The organism is Cellulomonas sp. Y8, assembly GCF_008033115.1.
Lineage (GTDB): Bacteria > Actinomycetota > Actinomycetes > Actinomycetales > Cellulomonadaceae > Cellulomonas.
The window spans coordinates 3,142,806-3,159,450 of sequence record NZ_CP041203.1 but is presented as its reverse complement, the minus strand read 5'-3'; the positions used below and the strand labels follow the sequence as shown (position 1 = coordinate 3,159,450).

The window sequence follows — 16,645 nt, the reverse complement described above, 5'->3', positions numbered from 1 at the left end:
CTCCCGGGCGGCGTGCAACGCCGTGGCGGTCGTCGTCGAGGACAGCCCGGCGAACACGCCCCCGGTGTGGAACCACCGCGCTCCCGCGAGCACGACGGGCCAGGGCACGTCGCCCGGGGCCAGCCGGGAGGCGGCCGTCCGCGCGCGGTCGGAGACGCCCACCGCGCCGCGGGCACCGTGCCCCCGCTCGGTGAAGTTCAGGCCGTTCCGGGGCGGGAACCGGTGTCCCGGGCGGCAGCCAGCGGACCCAGCGGGTGTCCACGCCGGAGGCGAGCACCAGGTCCTCGACCAGCCGGCCGACCTCGTCGTCGACGAGGGCCGTGACCACGGCCGCGGGCAGCCCGAACGCGGTGCGCAGGGCGCGGGCGACGTTGTACTCCCCGCCGCCCTCGTGCGCGGCGAACCCGCGCGCCGAGCGGATGCGCTGCTCGCCGGGGTCGAGCCGGAGCATCACCTCGCCGAGGGCGACGACCTCCGGCGCCCGGGCCGCCGGACGGCGCCGCGGGCCACGGGGAAGACGGGGACGGCATGGCCTCACCTCGCTGTCGGGATCGCCGCCAACCTACCCGAGAAACCGGTTCCTCCGCAGCCCGTCCTGCCCTCCCGGGGCGCCGTGGAGGCGAGGCGTTCGCTCCCGCGACCTACGCCTTCCGGCGCCGCCCTCGCCGATCGCCGTGGGCGCAGCCGGAAGCCGTAGGCGGGGTCGCGCGGGGGCGCGCCCGCAGGGGTGCACGCCCAGCGCGTGGGCACACTCAGGCCGGGCTGGTGCGCAGCGGCGCGCGCGAGGCAGCGCCGCGTCCGCGCGCGGCCTCCCGCTCCGGCGTCAGCCCGCCGCCGGGGCGGTCGCCGACGAGGCCCGCGTCAGCAGCGCCGCCGGCAGCACCTCCGCGGCACCCCGCACGTCGACGCCCTCGTCCGGCGCAGGCTCCGCCTCGCCCGCGATGCGCGCGTGCAGCCGCGCCCACGCGCGGGCCCCGATCTCGTCGTAGGGGACGTGCACCGTCGTGAGCGACGGCGTCGCGTACCGGGCGAGCTCGATGTCGTCGAACCCGACGACCGACAGCGTCCCGGGCACGTCGACGCCGAGCTCGTGCAGGTGCCCGAGCAGCCCGAACGCGACCTGGTCGTTGTACGCCACGACGGCCGTCGCCTGGGTGGCGAGCGCCGCGTGCGCCAGCGCGTAGCCCTCGGCGACCGTCGCCCCGCACGCGAGCGTGAAGAACCGCACCTCGCCGAACGCCAGGCGGGCCCGGCCGAGGCCGTCCAGGCGGGCCGTGTTCGACGGGCTCGACTCGGGGCCGGACAGGTAGGCGATCGCCCGGTGGCCGAGGCCGACCAGGTGCTCGACGACGCCGTACATCGCCGGCGAGTAGTCGACGTTGACGCTCGGCGTCGCGGACCCCGGGACGGTGCGGTTGACCAGCACCACGGGGTCGACCTCGTCCAGCACCTCGGCCAGGACCTCCTGCGACATCCGCGGCGCGACGATGACGAGCGCGTCGCACCGGGCACGCGTGCTGCGCACGATGTCGGCCTCGTCGCGGTCGGGCCCCGCGGTCTCGGCGACCACGACGCTGTACCCGTGCCGGTGCGCCCCGTCGGCGACCGCCCGGAGCACCGCCTGGAACATCGGGTTCGCGAGGTCCGGCACGACGATCCCGACGGCGAGCGTCCGGCCGAGCGACAGCGAGCGCGCGGTGACCGACGGCCGGTAGTGCAGCTCGGCGGCGGCGGCGCGCACCCGGCGGGTCAGCTCGGCGTCGACGGTGCTGCCGTTCATCACGCGCGAGACGGTGGCCCGGGAGACCCCCGCGGCCGACGCGACATCGCTGATCGTCGCGCCCGTGCGCATCGGTCCGCTCCCTTCCGCCGGACGGCGCGCCGCGGCTCAGCGCGCGCGCTGCCCAGGTCGAGTGCGCCGATGCTAACAGCGCGGCCGGTCCGCAGGGACTCGCCGGCCGCGATGCCGACGGACACCGCCCGCAGCCCGTCGCGGTACCCAGCCGCGCGGCCGAGCGGATCGTCCTCGAGCCGGAGATCGCGGCGGAAGACGTCCGCGAGCAGCAGCGCGTCGCCACCGCCGTGCCCGCCCTCGCCCCGCGGGATCGGCACCTCGCGCGCGCCCTCCCAGTGCCGCTGCACCACCAGGTGCTCGCCCTCGGGGCGGGACGGCGCGACCGGCACGGCGTCCGGGTTGGCCGACGGGTCGAGCACCACGCGGCCCTCGGCGTCGACCGACACCGCGCCGCGCTCGACCACGGTCAGCTCCGCCCGCCCCTCGGTGCCGTTGACGGCGACCGAGTACCCCTCCCACGGGCAGTGCGCGTTCAGCGCGTACGTCATGGAGAAGCCGGACCGGTAGTCGACCACCAGCGACAGGTCGTCCTCGATCGAGATCCCCTCGGTGAACACGTCCCGGTCGCGCAGGTAGCCGTCGTGGTGCTCGGCGTCCAGGTAGAGGCCCTTCAGGCGCCGGTCCGCGCGCAGGTCGAGCGCCCACGGGTCGCCGGTGGTGCCGGTGCCGCGCTCGGGCCGCGGCCCCAGCCCGCGCGCCTGCGCGTTGTCGTGCCCGTAGAACCGCAGGCCGCCCGAGGCGAACACCCGCTCGGGCTCGGCGTCGAGCCACCAGCCCACGAGATCGAAGTGGTGCGACGACTTGTGCACCAGCAGGCTCCCGGAGCGCTCGCGGTCCCGGTGCCACCGGCGGAAGTAGTCCGCGCCGTGCACGGTGTCCAGCAGCCACTCGAAGTGCACGCTGGTCGGCCGCCCGATCGCGCCGGACGCGATGACCTCGCGCAGCGCGGAGTTCCGCGGGGCGTACCGGTAGTTGAAGGTCATGACGAGGTCCCGGCCCGTCGCGGCCACGGACCCGGCGATCGCCCGGCACCCGTCCGCGGTGGTGGCCATCGGCTTCTCCAGCACCACGTCCGCGCCGGCGGCCTGCACGCGCGTGACGTGCTCGGCGTGCAGGTGGTCGGGCGTCGTCACCACCACGACGTCGACCGCCTGCTCCGCGACCATCCGCTCGAGGTCCGCCGGGAGGTACCGGGGCAGGCCCGCGGGTCCGTCGAGCCCGAGCGCCGTGCCGACCTCGGCGTCGTAGAAGTCGACGCGGCCGGGGTTCGGGTCGCACCACGCCACGAGCTCGGCGACGTCACGGTGCTCGCCGGTGATGGCCCCCACGTACATGCCCGCTCGGTGGCCGGTGCCCAGCACCGCGTACCGCCGGCGCCGCCGGCCGGCGGGGACCGGCGCGAACCGGGTCGTCACCTGCTCGTCCGCGCGCGGGGACGCAGAGGCGGGCGGGCGGCGCGCCGTCGGGTTCTGGTCGAGCGGGGCGGGAGGGGGCGTCATCGCACGGGGCCCTTTCGTCAGAAACGGGTTTCTCACGAGTCACCCTACCCAGGCGCGGCAGCGCCGCGCAGCACCGCCTCGGAACCGGGACCTCGGTCCCAGTTCTGCCGCTGGATCGCGCCCTGTCACGAGATCGGCAGCCCGATCCGCCGTCCCGGGCTGGACAGGGGGTTCACCCGTTCGGGTAGCGTCCGGAACCGGTTCCTCAGAACCGTTGCAGCCAGACCACGAGGAAGTGTGTCCATGACAGCACTCAACGAGCTCCGCACCATGCGCAGCAAGCGGGGCGGCCCGAAGATCGCGGCCGTCTCGAACCTCCGCAAGTCCGATCAGCGTGCGGCGCTGGCGTTCCTGGCCCCGTGGTTCCTGGGGCTGTTCGGGATCACCCTGATCCCGCTGGTCGCGTCGCTGGTCCTGGCGACCACCGACTACGACCTGCTGACGTCGCCCACCTTCATCGGGCTCGACAACTTCACGGCGATGCTGACGGACACCCGGCTGCACGAGTCGCTCCGGGTGACGTTCCTGTACGTCGTGACGGGCGTCCCCCTGCAGCTGGTCGTGGCGCTCGGCCTGGCCGTGCTGCTCAACCGCGGCCTGCGCGGGATGACGTTCTACCGGTCGGTGTTCTACCTGCCGTCGCTGCTCGGCAGCTCGGTGGCCATCGCGATCCTGTGGCGCCAGGTGTTCGGCGAGGACGGGCTGTTCAACGCCTTCCTCGGCCTGTTCGGCATCCAGGGCATGGGCTGGGTCTCGCACCCGGACACCGCGCTGTGGACCCTCGTCCTGCTGCACGTGTGGACGTTCGGCTCCCCGATGATCATCTTCCTCGCCGGCCTGCGGCAGATCCCGGAGATGTACTACGAGGCCGCCTCGCTCGACGGCGCCTCGCGCTGGCGGCAGTTCCGCTCGGTGACGCTCCCGCTGCTCAGCCCGATCATCTTCTTCAACCTCGTGATGCAGGTGATCATCGCGTTCCAGTCGTTCACCCAGGCATTCGTGGTGTCGAACGGGACGGGCGGCCCGTCGGACTCGACGCTCTTCTACACCCTCTACCTGTACCAGGAGGGGTTCACCAACCTGCGCATGGGCTACGCGGCCGCCATGGCCTGGGTCCTGGTCCTCATCGTGCTCGTGCTGACCGCCATCAACTTCTGGGCCTCGAAGTTCTGGGTCTTCTACGAGGACTGAGAGGAGTCCAGCGCCATGACCACCACCACCTCCCCCGACCTGCCCACCCGCATCCGCCGCCTCGCCGACGACAGCCCCGTCCGGCCGGGCCGCGAGCGCTGGCGCTCGGTCCTGCGCACCGGCACCCGGCACGCCGCCATGATCATCGCCGCGGTGATCATGATCTACCCGCTGATCTGGCTGCTCGGCAGCTCGTTCAAGCCGACCGAGCTCATCTTCCGCGACCTGTCGGTGCTGCCGACCGAGTGGGACTTCTCCAACTACGCGAGCGGGTGGGAGGCCCTGTCCCAGCCGTTCGGCCGGTACATGCTGAACTCCGCGGTCGTCGTCGCCGGCTGCCTCCTCGGCAACCTGGTGACCTGCTCGATGGCGGGCTACGCCTTCGCCCGGCTGCGGTTCCGGGGCCGGAACATGTGGTTCGCGATGATGCTCATCAGCATCATGCTGCCGATCCACGTGATCATCGTGCCGCGCTACATCATGTTCCAGCAGATGGACTGGATCAACACGTTCTGGCCGTTGATCGTCCCGAAGCTGCTGGCCACCGACGCGTTCTTCATCTTCCTGATGGTGCAGTTCTTCCGCGGCATCCCGAACGAGCTCGAGGAGGCCGCGCGGATCGACGGCTGCGGCCACCCGCGCATCTTCTTCTCGGTGATGCTGCCGAACGCCGTCCCGGCCCTCGCGACCACGGCGATCTTCACCTTCATCTGGACGTGGAACGACTTCTTCAGCCAGCTCATCTTCCTGACCCGGGACGAGATGCGGACCGCGCCGCTGGCGCTGCGCCTGTTCCTCGACCCGGCGACGGGCAGCAACTGGGGACCGATGTTCGCGATGTCGATCGTGACGCTCGTCCCCATCTTCCTGGTCTTCCTCTTCGGCCAGCGGTACCTGGTCCAGGGCATCGCGACGACGGGGATGAAGTGATCAGCCGCACCGCAGAGCACGACTCGACGACGAGAGGGACGCTGATGCAGGGACGACGAGGGACGACGCGCGGGCGCCGGCTGGGCGCGGCCGTCGCCGCCACGGCGATGGCCGTGACGCTCGCCGCGTGCGGGAGCGCGGACAGCCCGGGCACCGGGGGCAGCACGAGCGGGTCCGACGACCCGGACCAGGTGACGATCACCTTCGCCTGGTGGGGCTCGGACACGCGGCAGCAGATCACCGAGGAGGTGATCGCGGCCTTCGAGGCCGAGTACCCGCACATCACGGTCCAGCCCGACTTCACCAGCTGGGACAGCTACTTCGAGCGCCTGAACGTGGCGGCGGCCGGCGGCAGCCTGCCGGACGTCATCACGCAGCAGGAGCGGTTCCTGGCCGAGTACGCCAGCCGCGGGCTGCTCGCGGACCTCCGCGAGCTGGACATCGCGACGGACGCCATCGACCCGTCGGTGATCGAGTCCGGCGAGGTCGACGGCACGTTCGTCGGGATCGCGACCGGGGTCAGCAGCCACGCGCTGGTCACGGACCCCGCGATCTTCGCCGAGGCGGGCGTCGACCTGCCCGACGACACCACCTGGACCTGGGACGACTACGAGGCGGTCGCGAACGCGATCTCCGCGGGGTCCGGGGGCGAGCTGTTCGGCGTGCAGAACTACAGCTTCCTCGAGGTCGTGCTGAAGATCATGGCGCGGCAGAACGGCGAGGAGGTGTTCACCGAGGACGGCGAGCTCGGCGTCTCGGTCGACACCGTCGAGGCGTGGTTCCAGCGCTCGGTCGACCTGATGGAGTCGGGCGGCGAGCCGTCCGCGTCGGTGTCCACCGAGATCAACGCCGCCGGCGTCGAGGGCTCGCTGCCCGCGACCGGTCAGGGCGCGATGGCGTGGTTCTGGTCCAACCAGCTCGACGCGATCCAGAGCGCCGCCGGCCGCGACCTGCAGCTGCTCCGCCCGCCGGGCGAGGCGGACGGGGTCCGGACGGGCGCCTACCTGTACCCGACGATGTACTACTCCGTCGCCGAGTCCAGCCCGCACCCGGAGGAGGCCGCGCTGCTCGTCGACTTCCTCATCAACTCGACGACCGCGGGCGAGCTGATCCTCATGGACCGGGGCCTGCCGTCCAACACCGAGGTGCGCGAGGCGGTCCTGCCGCTGCTGTCGGACGCGGACCGCGTCGGCGCCGACTTCGTGGCGGACATCGAGCCGACGATCGTCGACGGGACCCCGGTCCCGCCGGTCGGCGCCGGCGAGACGACGCAGATCACCCAGCGGGTGAACTCCGACGTGCTGTTCGGGCGGATCACCCCGCGCGAGGCCGCGGAGCGCTGGCTGGACGAGGTCGGCGCGGCGATCTCCTGACACCCGGGCCGGGGCTCGCCCGCCGCGCGAGCCCCGGCCCCGCCCCCGCACCCCCCCGACCCCAGGAGACCCCCGTGCGCCTCGTGAGCCACCACGCCGGCGCCGCCGTCCGCCCCGGCGCGCTCGTCGCCGGCCCCGGCGGCGACCGGCTGCTCGACCTCTCCGCCGTGCTGCCCGGCCGCGCCGTGGTCGACGTGCTCCGCGACCCCGCGCTGCACGCCGCCGCGCAGGCCGCGGTCGACGCGGCGGACCCGGCCTGCCTGCCTGCCGGACGCGGCCTCCGTCCGGCTCGCGCCGCCGGTGCGCCCCGGGACGATCCTGTGCCTCGGGCACAGCTACGCCGGGCACCTCGGCCGGGACCGCGCGCCCGACGACGTCCCCGAGCACCCGAACGTCTTCGTCAAGACCGCGAACACCCTGTGCGGCCCCGACGACCCGGTGGTGCTCCCGCCCGCCGTGCAGCACGCCGACTACGAGGGCGAGATCGCCGTCGTCGTCGGGCGCCGCGCGCACTGCGTCCCGCTCGCCGAGGCCGAGGCGTACGTCGGGGGGCTGACGCTGTTCGACGACGTCTCCGCCCGGGACTGGCAGTCCCGCACCTCGCAGTGGACCCTCGGCAAGTGCGTCGACGGCTTCGGCCAGCTCGGCCCCGCCGTCGTCACCGCCGACGAGGCCCTGCCGATCACGGGGCGGGAGCTCACGGTCGAGCGCGACGGCGTCGTCACGGTGCGGTCGAGCACCGACGACCTGGTGTTCTCCCCCGCGTTCCTGATCCACCACCTCAGCCAGGTGCTCACCCTCGAGCCGGGCGACGTGATCGCCACCGGCACCCCCGCCAAGCTCCCCGAGGCGGCTGCCGCGCACGTGCCGCTGCGGCACGGCGACGCCGTGACCATCGCCGTCACCGGCCTCGGGTCCCTCACCACCACCTTCGTCGCCGGCGCGTCGCCGGCGCCCCGCCCCACCCCTGGAGGCCCGCTGTGATCCTCGACTCCTTCCGCCTGGACGGGACCGTCGCCCTCGTCACCGGTGCCGCCCGCGGCCTCGGTCGCGGCGCCGCGCTCGCGCTCGCCGAGGCGGGCGCCGACGTCGCCCTGCTCGACCACGTGGCGGGCACCGAGACCGCCGAGGCCGTGCGCGCGCTCGGCCGGCGCTGCCTGGTGCTGGAGCGCGACCTGGTGCACGCCGCGCCCGAGGACCTCGACGCCGACGTCCAGGCGGTGGTGGACGGGCTCGGCCGCGTCGACGTGCTCGTGAACAACGCCGGCATCATCCGCCGCGCGCCGCTGCTGGAGCACGCCGCCGCGGACTGGGACGACGTGCTCGCCATCAACCTGGACGCCGTGTTCCACCTGTCGCGGTCGGCGGCCCGCCGGTTCGTCGACCAGGGGCGGGGCAAGATCATCAACATCGCCTCGATGCTCGCCTTCCAGGGCGGCGTCCTGGTCCCGGGCTACACCGCGTCCAAGCACGCGGTCGCGGGCGTCACGAAGGCGCTGGCCAACGAGCTCGCCCGGCACGGGGTGAACGCCAACGCGATCGCGCCCGGGTACATGGCCACCGACAACACCGCCGCCCTCCGGGCCGACGAGGTCCGCGAGCGCTCGATCCTCGACCGCATCCCCGCCGAGCGCTGGGGTACGCCCGCGGACCTGCAGGGCGCGTTCGTGTTCCTCGCCTCGGCCGCCTCGGACTACGTCAACGGCGCCGTCCTGCCCGTGGACGGCGGCTGGCTCGTCCGCTGACCCCCGGCCCCGCCGACCCCCGGCCGCGCGCCGCCCCGCACCACGCCTCCGGCGCCGCCCGCACCCCGCCCGACCCATCCCAGGAAGGCCCCCTCGTGGAGAACCGCTACGCCACCGGACCCGACCAGATCGCCGGACTCGACACCAGCGGGCTGCGCGCCCGCTACCTCGTGCCCGACCTGTTCGTCCCCGGCGAGGTCCGCCTCGTCCACACCCACCACGACCGCGTCGTCCTCGGCGGCGCCGTCCCGGCCGGGCGGCGGCTGCCGCTCGAGGCGCCCGACGGGCTGCGCGCGGCGCACTTCCTGGAGCGCCGCGAGGTCGGGATCGTCAACGTCGGCGGCGCGGCGGTCGTCGAGGCGGACGGGACGACGTACGAGCTGCCGCCGCGGGCCTGCCTGTACCTGGGCCGCGGCGTGCGGGACGTGACGTTCGCCGACGCGGCCGAGGGCTCCGGCGCCCGGCTCTACCTCGTCTCGGCCCCCGCGCACACCGCGTACCCCTCGACGCGCGTGCTGCCGGAGGAGGGCACCGTCCGCGAGCTCGGCGACCAGGAGACGTCGAACCGCCGGACCCTGCGCCAGTACCTGCACCCGGACGGCGTGCGCACCTGCCAGGTGATGATGGGCGTCACGACGCTGCACCCGGGCTCGATGTGGAACACCATGCCGGCGCACACCCACGACCGGCGCACCGAGTGCTACCTCTACGTCGACCTCCCCGAGGACGCCCGGGTGATCCACCTGCTCGGCCGGCCCGAGGAGACGCGGCACCTCGTCGTCGCCGACGGGCAGGCCGTGATCTCGCCGTCCTGGTCGATCCACGCGGGTGTCGGCACCGCGGCGTACTCGTTCGTGTGGGCGATGGCCGGGGAGAACCAGGCCTTCGACGACATGGACGCCGTGCCGCCGGCCGCGCTGGCCTGAGCGGGGGACGCGATGACCACGCAGACGACCCCGGACGCGCCGACCGGTCGCGGCTACGGCACCGCACGCACCCGCTGGGCGGTGCTCGGCGCCGACACGCTGCTCGCCCGCGAGCCGCTGGTGAACCTCCGCGACCGCTGGGAGTACGAGGACGGGCTGGTGCTCGACGGCATCCGCGCCGTGCACGCGCTCACCGGCGACCCGCGGTACGCCGCGTACATCCGGCGGAACCTCGACCACTTCGTGCGGGAGGACGGCTCGATCCTCGGGTACGCCCGCGCCGAGTACAACCTCGACCACGTCAACAACGGCAAGGCCGTCCTGGACCTGCTGGCGGAGACCGGCGAGCGGCGGTACCGCCTCGCCGCGGACCGGCTGTTCCAGCAGCTGCTCCGCCAGCCGCGGCTGCGCGCCGGGACCTTCTGGCACAAGCAGATCTACCCCGACCAGGTCTGGCTCGACGGCCTCTACATGGGCTCCGTCTTCTACGCCCGCTACTGCGTGCTGGCCGACCGGACCGACCTGCTGGACGACGTGGTGCTGCAGTTCACCACCGCGTACGACCTCACCGTCGAGGGCCCGTCCGGGCTGTGCCGGCACGCCTGCGACGAGTCCCGTCGGATGGCCTGGGCCGACCCGGGGACCGGGCGCTCGCCGCACGTGTGGCTGCGCGCGCTCGGCTGGTTCGTCATGGCGATGGCCGACGTGCTCGAGCACCTGCCCGCCGAGCACCCCGGCCGCGCGCGCGTCCGGGACCAGCTCGAGGACGTGCTCGCGGCGCTGCTGCGGGTCCGGGACCCGCGCACCGGCCTCTGGTACCAGATCCCCGACCAGGGCGACCGGCCGCTGAACTACCTGGAGTCCTCGGGCTCGTTCATGGTCCTCGCCGCGATCGCCAAGGCGCTGCGCCTCGGGTATCTGACGGGCGACCGTTGGGAGCAGGCGCTGGAGTCGGGCTGGGCGCACGCCACGGAGCAGTTCCTGTCGGTCGACGCGCAGGGCTGGGTGAACGTGCACCGGATGTGCCAGGTCGCGGGCCTCGGCGGGCAGCCGTACCGCGACGGCTCCTACGCGTATTACATGAGCGAGCCCGTCGTGACGAACGACCACAAGGGCGTCGGGCCCTTCCTGCTCGCCGCCGTCGAGATGGACCGCCGGCACGGCCTCGGGGCGGCCCGGTGACCGCCCCGGCCCGGCCGGCGGGCGCCTGGACCCTGCACCCCGACCGCGCGCTCCCGGCCGACCCCGTCACCCGGCCGGTCGCGCGGGAGATCTACCGCGCGACCCGCGACCTGCCGCTGGTCGCCATGCACGGGCACGTGCCCGTCGAGTGGTTCGCCGACGACGCGCCGTTCCCCGACCCCGCCCAGCTGCTGGTGGTCCCGGACCACTACCTGGTGCGGATGCTCGCCTCGCAGGGCGCCGGCATCGAGGAGCTGGGCGTCGCCCCGGTGGCCACGGACGCGGGCGTCGTCGCCGAGGCCGACCCGCGGGAGGTCTGGCGGCGGTTCTGCGCCGGGTGGCCGCTGTTCCGCGGCACTCCGACCCGGTTCTGGCTGGAGACCGAGCTGGTCGAGGTCTTCGGCGTCACCGAGCGCCCGAGCGCCGCGACCGCCGACGCGCTCTACGACCAGGTGCAGGCGGCGATCGACGACCCGGCGTTCCGGCCGCGGGCGCTGCTCGACCGGTTCGGCATCGAGGTGATCAGCACCACCGACCCGGCGTGGTCGACCCTGGACGCCCACGCCCGGCTCGCCGCCGACGGTCTCGGCGACCGCGTCGTCCCGACGTTCCGGCCGGACGCGCTGCTCGCCGTCGACCGCCCGGGCTGGCGCGCCGACCTCGAGCGGCTGGGCGAAGCGGCCGGCACGGACGTCGGGTCCTACGCCGGCTACCGGGAGGCGCTGCGGGTGCAGCGCGCCCGGTTCAGGGCCGCCGGTGCCCGCGCGTCCGACCACGGGCTGCTCGGCACGGGCACCACCCCGCTCACGGATGCCGAGGCGGAGCGGGTGTTCGCGGCGGCGCTGCGCGGGGACGTGACGGCCGCGGACGCCGACGCGTTCGCGGGCCACATGCTGTTCCAGATGGCCGCGATGGCCGCCGAGGACGGTCTGGTCCTGCAGCTGCACCCGGGCGTGCTCCGGGACCACGACCCCGCGGTGGCCGCGGCGTTCGGACCCGACAAGGGGTACGACATCCCGGTCGCGACGGAGTGGACCCGCGCCCTGCGCCCGCTGCTGGCGGCGTTCGGCCGGCACCCCGGGTTCCGGACCATCCTGTTCACGACCGACGAGTCCACCTTCTCCCGCGAGCTCGCCCCGCTGGCCGGCGTCTACCCGTCCGTCCGGCTCGGCGCGCCGTGGTGGTTCCTCGACGCCCCCGACGCCATGCGCCGGTTCCGGGAGGCCGTGACCGAGACCGCCGGGTTCGCGAACACCTCGGGGTTCGTCGACGACACCCGCGCGTTCGTGTCGATCCCCGCCCGGCACGACCTGGCCCGCCGCGTCGACGCCGGGTACCTGGCCCGGCTCGTCGTCGAGCACCGGCTCGACCTCGACGAGGCCGTCGACACCGCGGCGGACCTCGCCTACCACCTGCCCCTGCGCGCCTACGAGGCCTCATGACCACGACGTCCCCGCCCGGCCCGGCCGGACACCCCACCCCCGCCGCGCACGCCGACGCCGTCGGGCTCCCCGTGCCCGACGCGACGACCGTGACCCGGGACGCGCTCCCGCTGACGGTGCTGCAGTTCGGCGCCGGCAACTTCCTGCGCGCCTTCGTCGACCAGATGATCCAGGGCGCCAACGACGCGGGCGTCACCCGGCACGGCGTCGCGGTCGTGCACGCCACGCCCGGCCCGGACCGGGCTCTCGACCTGCTGCGCGAGCAGGACGGGATCTACCACGTGCTGCTCGAGGGCGTCCGCTCCGGCGAGCCCGTGCGGCAGGTCACCCGGGTCACCGCGATCCAGCGGGTCGTGCGGGCCCATGAGGAGTTCGCCGCCTACCGCGCGACCTACCTGGAACCGTCGCTGCAGGTCCTGGTGTCCAACACGACCGAGGCGGGCATCGCCTGGGTCGAGGGCGACGACCTCGCCGCCACCCCGCCCGCGTCCTTCCCCGCCAAGGTCACCGCGCTCCTGCTGGACCGGTTCCGGCACTTCGGCGGCGACCCGGCCGCGGGCCTGCACGTGGTGTGCTGCGAGCTCGTCGAGGACAACGCGAGCACCCTGCGGCGGTACGTGCTCGCGCACGCGACGGCGAACGGCCTGCCGGACGCGTTCGTCGCCTGGGTCGAGCAGGCCTGCACGTTCCACGACACCCTGGTCGACCGGATCGTGCCCGGCTACCCACGCGACGAGATCGACGACGTGCACCGGCAGATCGGGTACGCCGACCGGCTCGTGGTCAAGGGCGAGCTCTACGGCGTGTGGGCCGTCGGCGGCGACCCGGCGCTGCGCGAGGTGCTGCCGCTGGACCGCGCCGGCCAGCCCGTCGAGTTCCTGCCCGACGTCCGGCCCTACCGGGACCGCAAGGTGCGGGTGCTCAACGGGATGCACACCGCGCTGAGCCCGCTCGGCCTGCTGCTCGGGGAGGACGGCGTGCGGGAGACCGTGGCGCGGGCGGACGTCGCGCGCTACCTCGACCTGCTGCTGGACCGCGAGATCCTGCCGTCGCTCGCCGAGGACCCCGAGGCGCTGCGCCGGTTCGCCGCGACCATCCGCGAGCGGTTCACCAACCCGTTCCTGCACCACCGGCTCGCCGACATCGCGCTCAACGCGCTCGCAAAGTACCGCGCGCGGAACCTGCCCGTGCTGCTGGAGGCGTGGCAGGACGGCCGGGAGGCGCCCGCGACGGCGTTCGCGCTCGCCGCGCTGCTGGTCCTCGACTCCGGGCGGCTCGGGCCCGCGGGGTTCGAGCCCGCCGACGACCCGGGGCCGCTCGCGCTCGCGCGCGCCTGCGACGACCGCGACCTGCCCGGCTGGGTCCGCGGGGTGGTGGTCGCCGCCGGGATGCTGACGGCGGACGACCCGCGGCTCGGGCGCCTCGCGGACGAGGTGGCCGGGCACGCCGGGTCGATCCTGCGCCGAGGAGCCGAGGCGGCGCTGGCGCACCTGCTGGCGGGCGCGGGCTGACCGGGCGCCCGGGACGACGACGGCCCGCGCCCCCTTCCGGGGACGCGGGCCGTCGTGCTCGTGCGGGGTGCGGTCAGTCCCGACCCTGCAGGATCGCGAGGATGCGCAGGATCTCGAGGTACAGCCAGACCAGCGTGACGATCAGGCCGAACGCGGCCGACCAGGCCATCTTGGCGGGAGCACCCTGCTCGACGCCGCGCTTGATCGCGTCGAAGTCCATGATCAGGCTCGCTGCCGCGAGACCGACCGCAAACAGACCGGCAAGGACGCCGACCCAGCCGTTCCGCAGCGGGCCGAAGCCGTCGCTCGACACGAAGAACATCATCACGACGTTGACCAGCGAGTAGGCCAGGTAGCCGACCATCGCGATGAGCAGCCAGCGCGTGAACTTCGGGGTGACGCGGACCCGGCCGGACTTGAACAGGAACAGCGCCGCGCCGAACGTCGCGAACGTGGCGATGACGGCCTGCAGCACGATCGGCTGCACCGACTGCCCGTCGAAGGTCATGTTCTGGAACGCCAGGCTGATGCCGCCGAGGAACACGCCCTGCGCCACGGTGTACAGCGTGATGAGCAGCGGGCTCGGGTTCTTCTTGAACGCGTTCACCAGGCCGAGCACCAGGCCGACGACCGCGCCGATCGGCCACAGGCCGGGCGCGACGTTCCAGGTGGCGGCCGCGACGACGACCAGCAGCGCGAGCAGCCCGCCCGTCTTGATGATGACGTCGTCGTAGGTCAGGCGGCCCGTGTCGCGGGTGGTGGCCGCGGGCGCGCCGTACATCTGCTCCAGCGACTGCGCCTCGATCACCGGCCCGGTGGCGGTGGCGCCGTACGCACCGGGCCCCGCCGCGGTCTGCTGCGCACGTCCGCGGTTCCCGCGGGCGCGCGGGTCGCCGAAGACGGCGCTGTTGTTGAACACCGGGTTGGTCATCGGTCCTCCAGGGTCGGTTCGCGATCGAGCCGGCAGTGGCACTGACCCTAGAACGCCGCGACCCCCACGGAAGTTCCCCGGACCCCTCACGCGCCCAGGACCATCCCGGCGGCCGACCCCGCGGGCCCCCGGGTCATCCCCACGACGGAGGGCGTCGGTCGTGCGGGCGAGCCGACCGCCCCGGAGGATCGGCCCCACGGACGTTCCGCGACGCGGCCCGGGTCCGTAGGTTCGTGCCGTACCCAGAGACCACCCCTGTGAGGACACCATGATCGAGGCAAGAGGACTGACCAAGAGGTACGGTCACAAGACGGCTGTCGCCGGCATCGACTTCACGGTCCAGTCGGGCAAGGTCACCGGCTTCCTCGGCCCGAACGGCGCCGGCAAGTCGACCACGATGCGCATGATCATGGGCCTCGACCGGCCCACGTCCGGCACCGTGACCGTCAACGGCCGCCCGTACGCGCAGCTGAAGTCGCCGCTGACCGAGGTCGGCGCGCTGCTGGACGCGAAGGCGGTGCACTCCGGCCGCTCCGCGACCAACCACCTGCGCGCCGTCGCCGCCACGCACGGCATCGGCCGGAAGCGGGTCGACGAGGTCATCGAGATGACCGGCCTGCAGGCCGTCGCCGGCAAGCGCGTCGGCGGCTTCTCCCTCGGCATGGGCCAGCGGCTCGGCATCGCCGCGGCTCTGCTCGGCGACCCGCGCACGCTCATCCTGGACGAGCCGGTCAACGGCCTCGACCCCGAGGGCGTCCTGTGGGTGCGCAACCTGGTCAAGCACCTCGCCACCGAGGGCCGGACCGTCTTCCTGTCCTCGCACCTCATGAGCGAGATGGCGCTGACCGCCGACCACATCCTCGTGATCGGTCGCGGCCGGATCATCGCCGACGCCCCCGTCGCGGACATCGTCGCCGGAGCCTCCGGCACCCGGGTCCGGGTGCGCAGCCCGCAGGCGAGCCGCCTGGCGGAGCTGCTCCAGGGCCCGGACACCACCGTCACCTCCGTCGAGGCCGGGCTGATCGAGATCACCGGCACGACCGCCGAGGCCGTCGGCGAGCTCGCCGCCCGCGACGGGGTTGTGCTGCACGAGCTCACCCCGGTCGCCGCGTCGCTGGAGGCCGCGTACATGTCGCTGACCGCCGACGACGTCGAGTACCACTCCGCGCCCACCGGGGCCGGCACCACCGTCCAGCAGGGGCAGACCGCCCCCACCCCCGAGGAGGCCCGGCGATGAGCGCCACCGCCACCGTCCCCGCGACCCGCGCCGCGGCACGCCCGTCGGGCGACGCCCGGGTCACCTTCGGCCGCCTGCTGCGGTCCGAGTGGATCAAGCTGTGGTCGCTGCGCTCCACGTGGTGGGTGCTGCCGATCACCGTCGTCGCTCAGGCCGGCATCGCCTGGATGATCGCGTACTTCGGCGTCCGGCAGTTCGACGAGTCCGGCATGGACTACACGGTCACCGCCGGCGACATCGTCGGCGGCATCCAGTTCGCCCAGCTCGCGATCTGCGTCCTGGCCGTGCTGGCGATCACCGGCGAGTACTCCACCGGGATGATCCGCAGCACCCTGTCGACCTCCCCCACCCGCACGCCGGCGCTGCTGGCCAAGGGGCTGGTCGTGGTCGTCGTCGCGTTCGTGACCGGCGTCGTCGGCACCCTGGTGTCCTGGGCCGTCACCTACCCCGTGCTCGGCGAGGCGCACCGCGTCGACCTGGGTCTCGAGATGAACCAGCGGATCCTGCTCGGCGCACCGCTCTACCTCGCGGCGATCGCCCTGCTCGCGTACGCGATCGGCGCGCTGCTGCGGCACTCGGCCGGCGCGCTCGCGACCGTGCTCGGACTCCTCCTGGTCGTCGAGAGCGTGTTCGCGCTGATCCCGTGGGCGTTCTTCGAGAAGATCAGCCCCTACCTGCCCATGTCGGCCGGCTCCCAGCTGGTCATGTCGGACAACCCCGACGCCGTGCTCGGGCCCTGGGAGGGCTACGGCGTCCTCGTGGCCTGGGGCGTCGTCGCGCTGGCCGCGGCCGCGGTGCTGCTCCGCCGCCGCGACGCCTGACC

Annotated in this window: 14 protein-coding genes; 11 read left to right on the top strand and 3 right to left on the bottom strand. The window is 73.9% G+C overall.

What is annotated here, in order from left to right; genetic code table 11:
- Positions 1-823 precede the first annotated feature (823 nt).
- A complete protein-coding gene (locus FKM96_RS14245; protein ID WP_246854988.1) occupies positions 824-1,780 on the bottom strand; it encodes a LacI family DNA-binding transcriptional regulator in 957 nt (318 codons plus the stop codon).
- Positions 1,780-3,354 (bottom strand): Gfo/Idh/MocA family protein, encoded by a 1,575-nt coding sequence (locus FKM96_RS14240; RefSeq protein WP_147795796.1) that lies wholly within the window; start codon positions 3,352-3,354, stop codon positions 1,780-1,782. Before FKM96_RS14240 ends, FKM96_RS14245 begins: the two co-directional genes overlap by 1 nt.
- A gap of 243 nt (positions 3,355-3,597) precedes the next feature.
- Between FKM96_RS14240 and FKM96_RS14235 the strand changes: the two genes are divergently transcribed.
- The 9 genes from FKM96_RS14235 (at position 3,598) to FKM96_RS14195 (ending at position 13,654) form a co-directional block, all read left to right on the top strand.
- Positions 3,598-4,545 carry a carbohydrate ABC transporter permease gene (locus FKM96_RS14235; RefSeq protein WP_147795795.1) on the top strand — a complete coding sequence of 316 codons (948 nt, stop codon included), beginning with the start codon at positions 3,598-3,600 and terminating at the stop codon, positions 4,543-4,545.
- 15 nt (positions 4,546-4,560) lie between these two features.
- Positions 4,561-5,475 carry a carbohydrate ABC transporter permease gene (locus FKM96_RS14230; RefSeq protein WP_147795794.1) on the top strand — a complete coding sequence of 305 codons (915 nt, stop codon included), beginning with the start codon at positions 4,561-4,563 and terminating at the stop codon, positions 5,473-5,475.
- Positions 5,476-5,519: 44 nt separating this feature from the next.
- Complete coding sequence (locus tag FKM96_RS14225; RefSeq protein ID WP_147795793.1) at positions 5,520-6,848, top strand: ABC transporter substrate-binding protein; 1,329 nt, start codon at positions 5,520-5,522, stop codon at positions 6,846-6,848.
- A gap of 300 nt (positions 6,849-7,148) precedes the next feature.
- On the top strand, positions 7,149-7,832 hold the full coding sequence (locus tag FKM96_RS14220) for a fumarylacetoacetate hydrolase family protein (RefSeq protein ID WP_246854987.1): 684 nt from the start codon (positions 7,149-7,151) through the stop codon (positions 7,830-7,832).
- The gene (gene kduD / locus FKM96_RS14215) at positions 7,829-8,593 is read left to right on the top strand and encodes a 2-dehydro-3-deoxy-D-gluconate 5-dehydrogenase KduD (RefSeq protein WP_210417279.1); all 765 of its coding nucleotides are present in this window, start codon (positions 7,829-7,831) and stop codon (positions 8,591-8,593) included. The genes FKM96_RS14220 and kduD overlap by 4 nt, the downstream gene beginning before the upstream one ends.
- Before the next feature lie 95 nt (positions 8,594-8,688).
- Positions 8,689-9,519 carry a 5-dehydro-4-deoxy-D-glucuronate isomerase gene (kduI, locus tag FKM96_RS14210; RefSeq protein ID WP_147795791.1) on the top strand — a complete coding sequence of 277 codons (831 nt, stop codon included), beginning with the start codon at positions 8,689-8,691 and terminating at the stop codon, positions 9,517-9,519.
- A gap of 12 nt (positions 9,520-9,531) precedes the next feature.
- Positions 9,532-10,701, top strand: coding sequence for a glycoside hydrolase family 105 protein (locus FKM96_RS14205; RefSeq protein ID WP_147795790.1), 1,170 nt, complete (start codon positions 9,532-9,534; stop codon positions 10,699-10,701).
- A complete protein-coding gene (gene uxaC, locus FKM96_RS14200) occupies positions 10,698-12,143 on the top strand; it encodes a glucuronate isomerase (RefSeq protein ID WP_147795789.1) in 1,446 nt (481 codons plus the stop codon). The genes FKM96_RS14205 and uxaC overlap by 4 nt, the downstream gene beginning before the upstream one ends.
- Positions 12,140-13,654, top strand: a complete 1,515-nt coding sequence (locus FKM96_RS14195; RefSeq protein WP_147795788.1) for a tagaturonate reductase — start codon at positions 12,140-12,142, stop codon at positions 13,652-13,654. The genes uxaC and FKM96_RS14195 overlap by 4 nt, the downstream gene beginning before the upstream one ends.
- A gap of 73 nt (positions 13,655-13,727) precedes the next feature.
- Here FKM96_RS14195 and FKM96_RS14190 read toward each other — a convergent pair whose 3' ends face one another.
- The gene (locus FKM96_RS14190) at positions 13,728-14,585 is read right to left on the bottom strand and encodes a Bax inhibitor-1/YccA family protein (protein WP_147795787.1); all 858 of its coding nucleotides are present in this window, start codon (positions 14,583-14,585) and stop codon (positions 13,728-13,730) included.
- Between the two features lie 268 nt (positions 14,586-14,853).
- Between FKM96_RS14190 and FKM96_RS14185 the strand changes: the two genes are divergently transcribed.
- Both FKM96_RS14185 and FKM96_RS14180 read left to right on the top strand, forming a co-directional pair.
- Positions 14,854-15,822, top strand: a complete 969-nt coding sequence (locus FKM96_RS14185) for an ABC transporter ATP-binding protein (RefSeq protein ID WP_147795786.1) — start codon at positions 14,854-14,856, stop codon at positions 15,820-15,822.
- Positions 15,819-16,643, top strand: a complete 825-nt coding sequence (locus FKM96_RS14180) for an ABC transporter permease subunit (protein WP_147795785.1) — start codon at positions 15,819-15,821, stop codon at positions 16,641-16,643. Before FKM96_RS14185 ends, FKM96_RS14180 begins: the two co-directional genes overlap by 4 nt.
- The last annotated feature ends 2 nt before the right edge of the window (positions 16,644-16,645 follow it).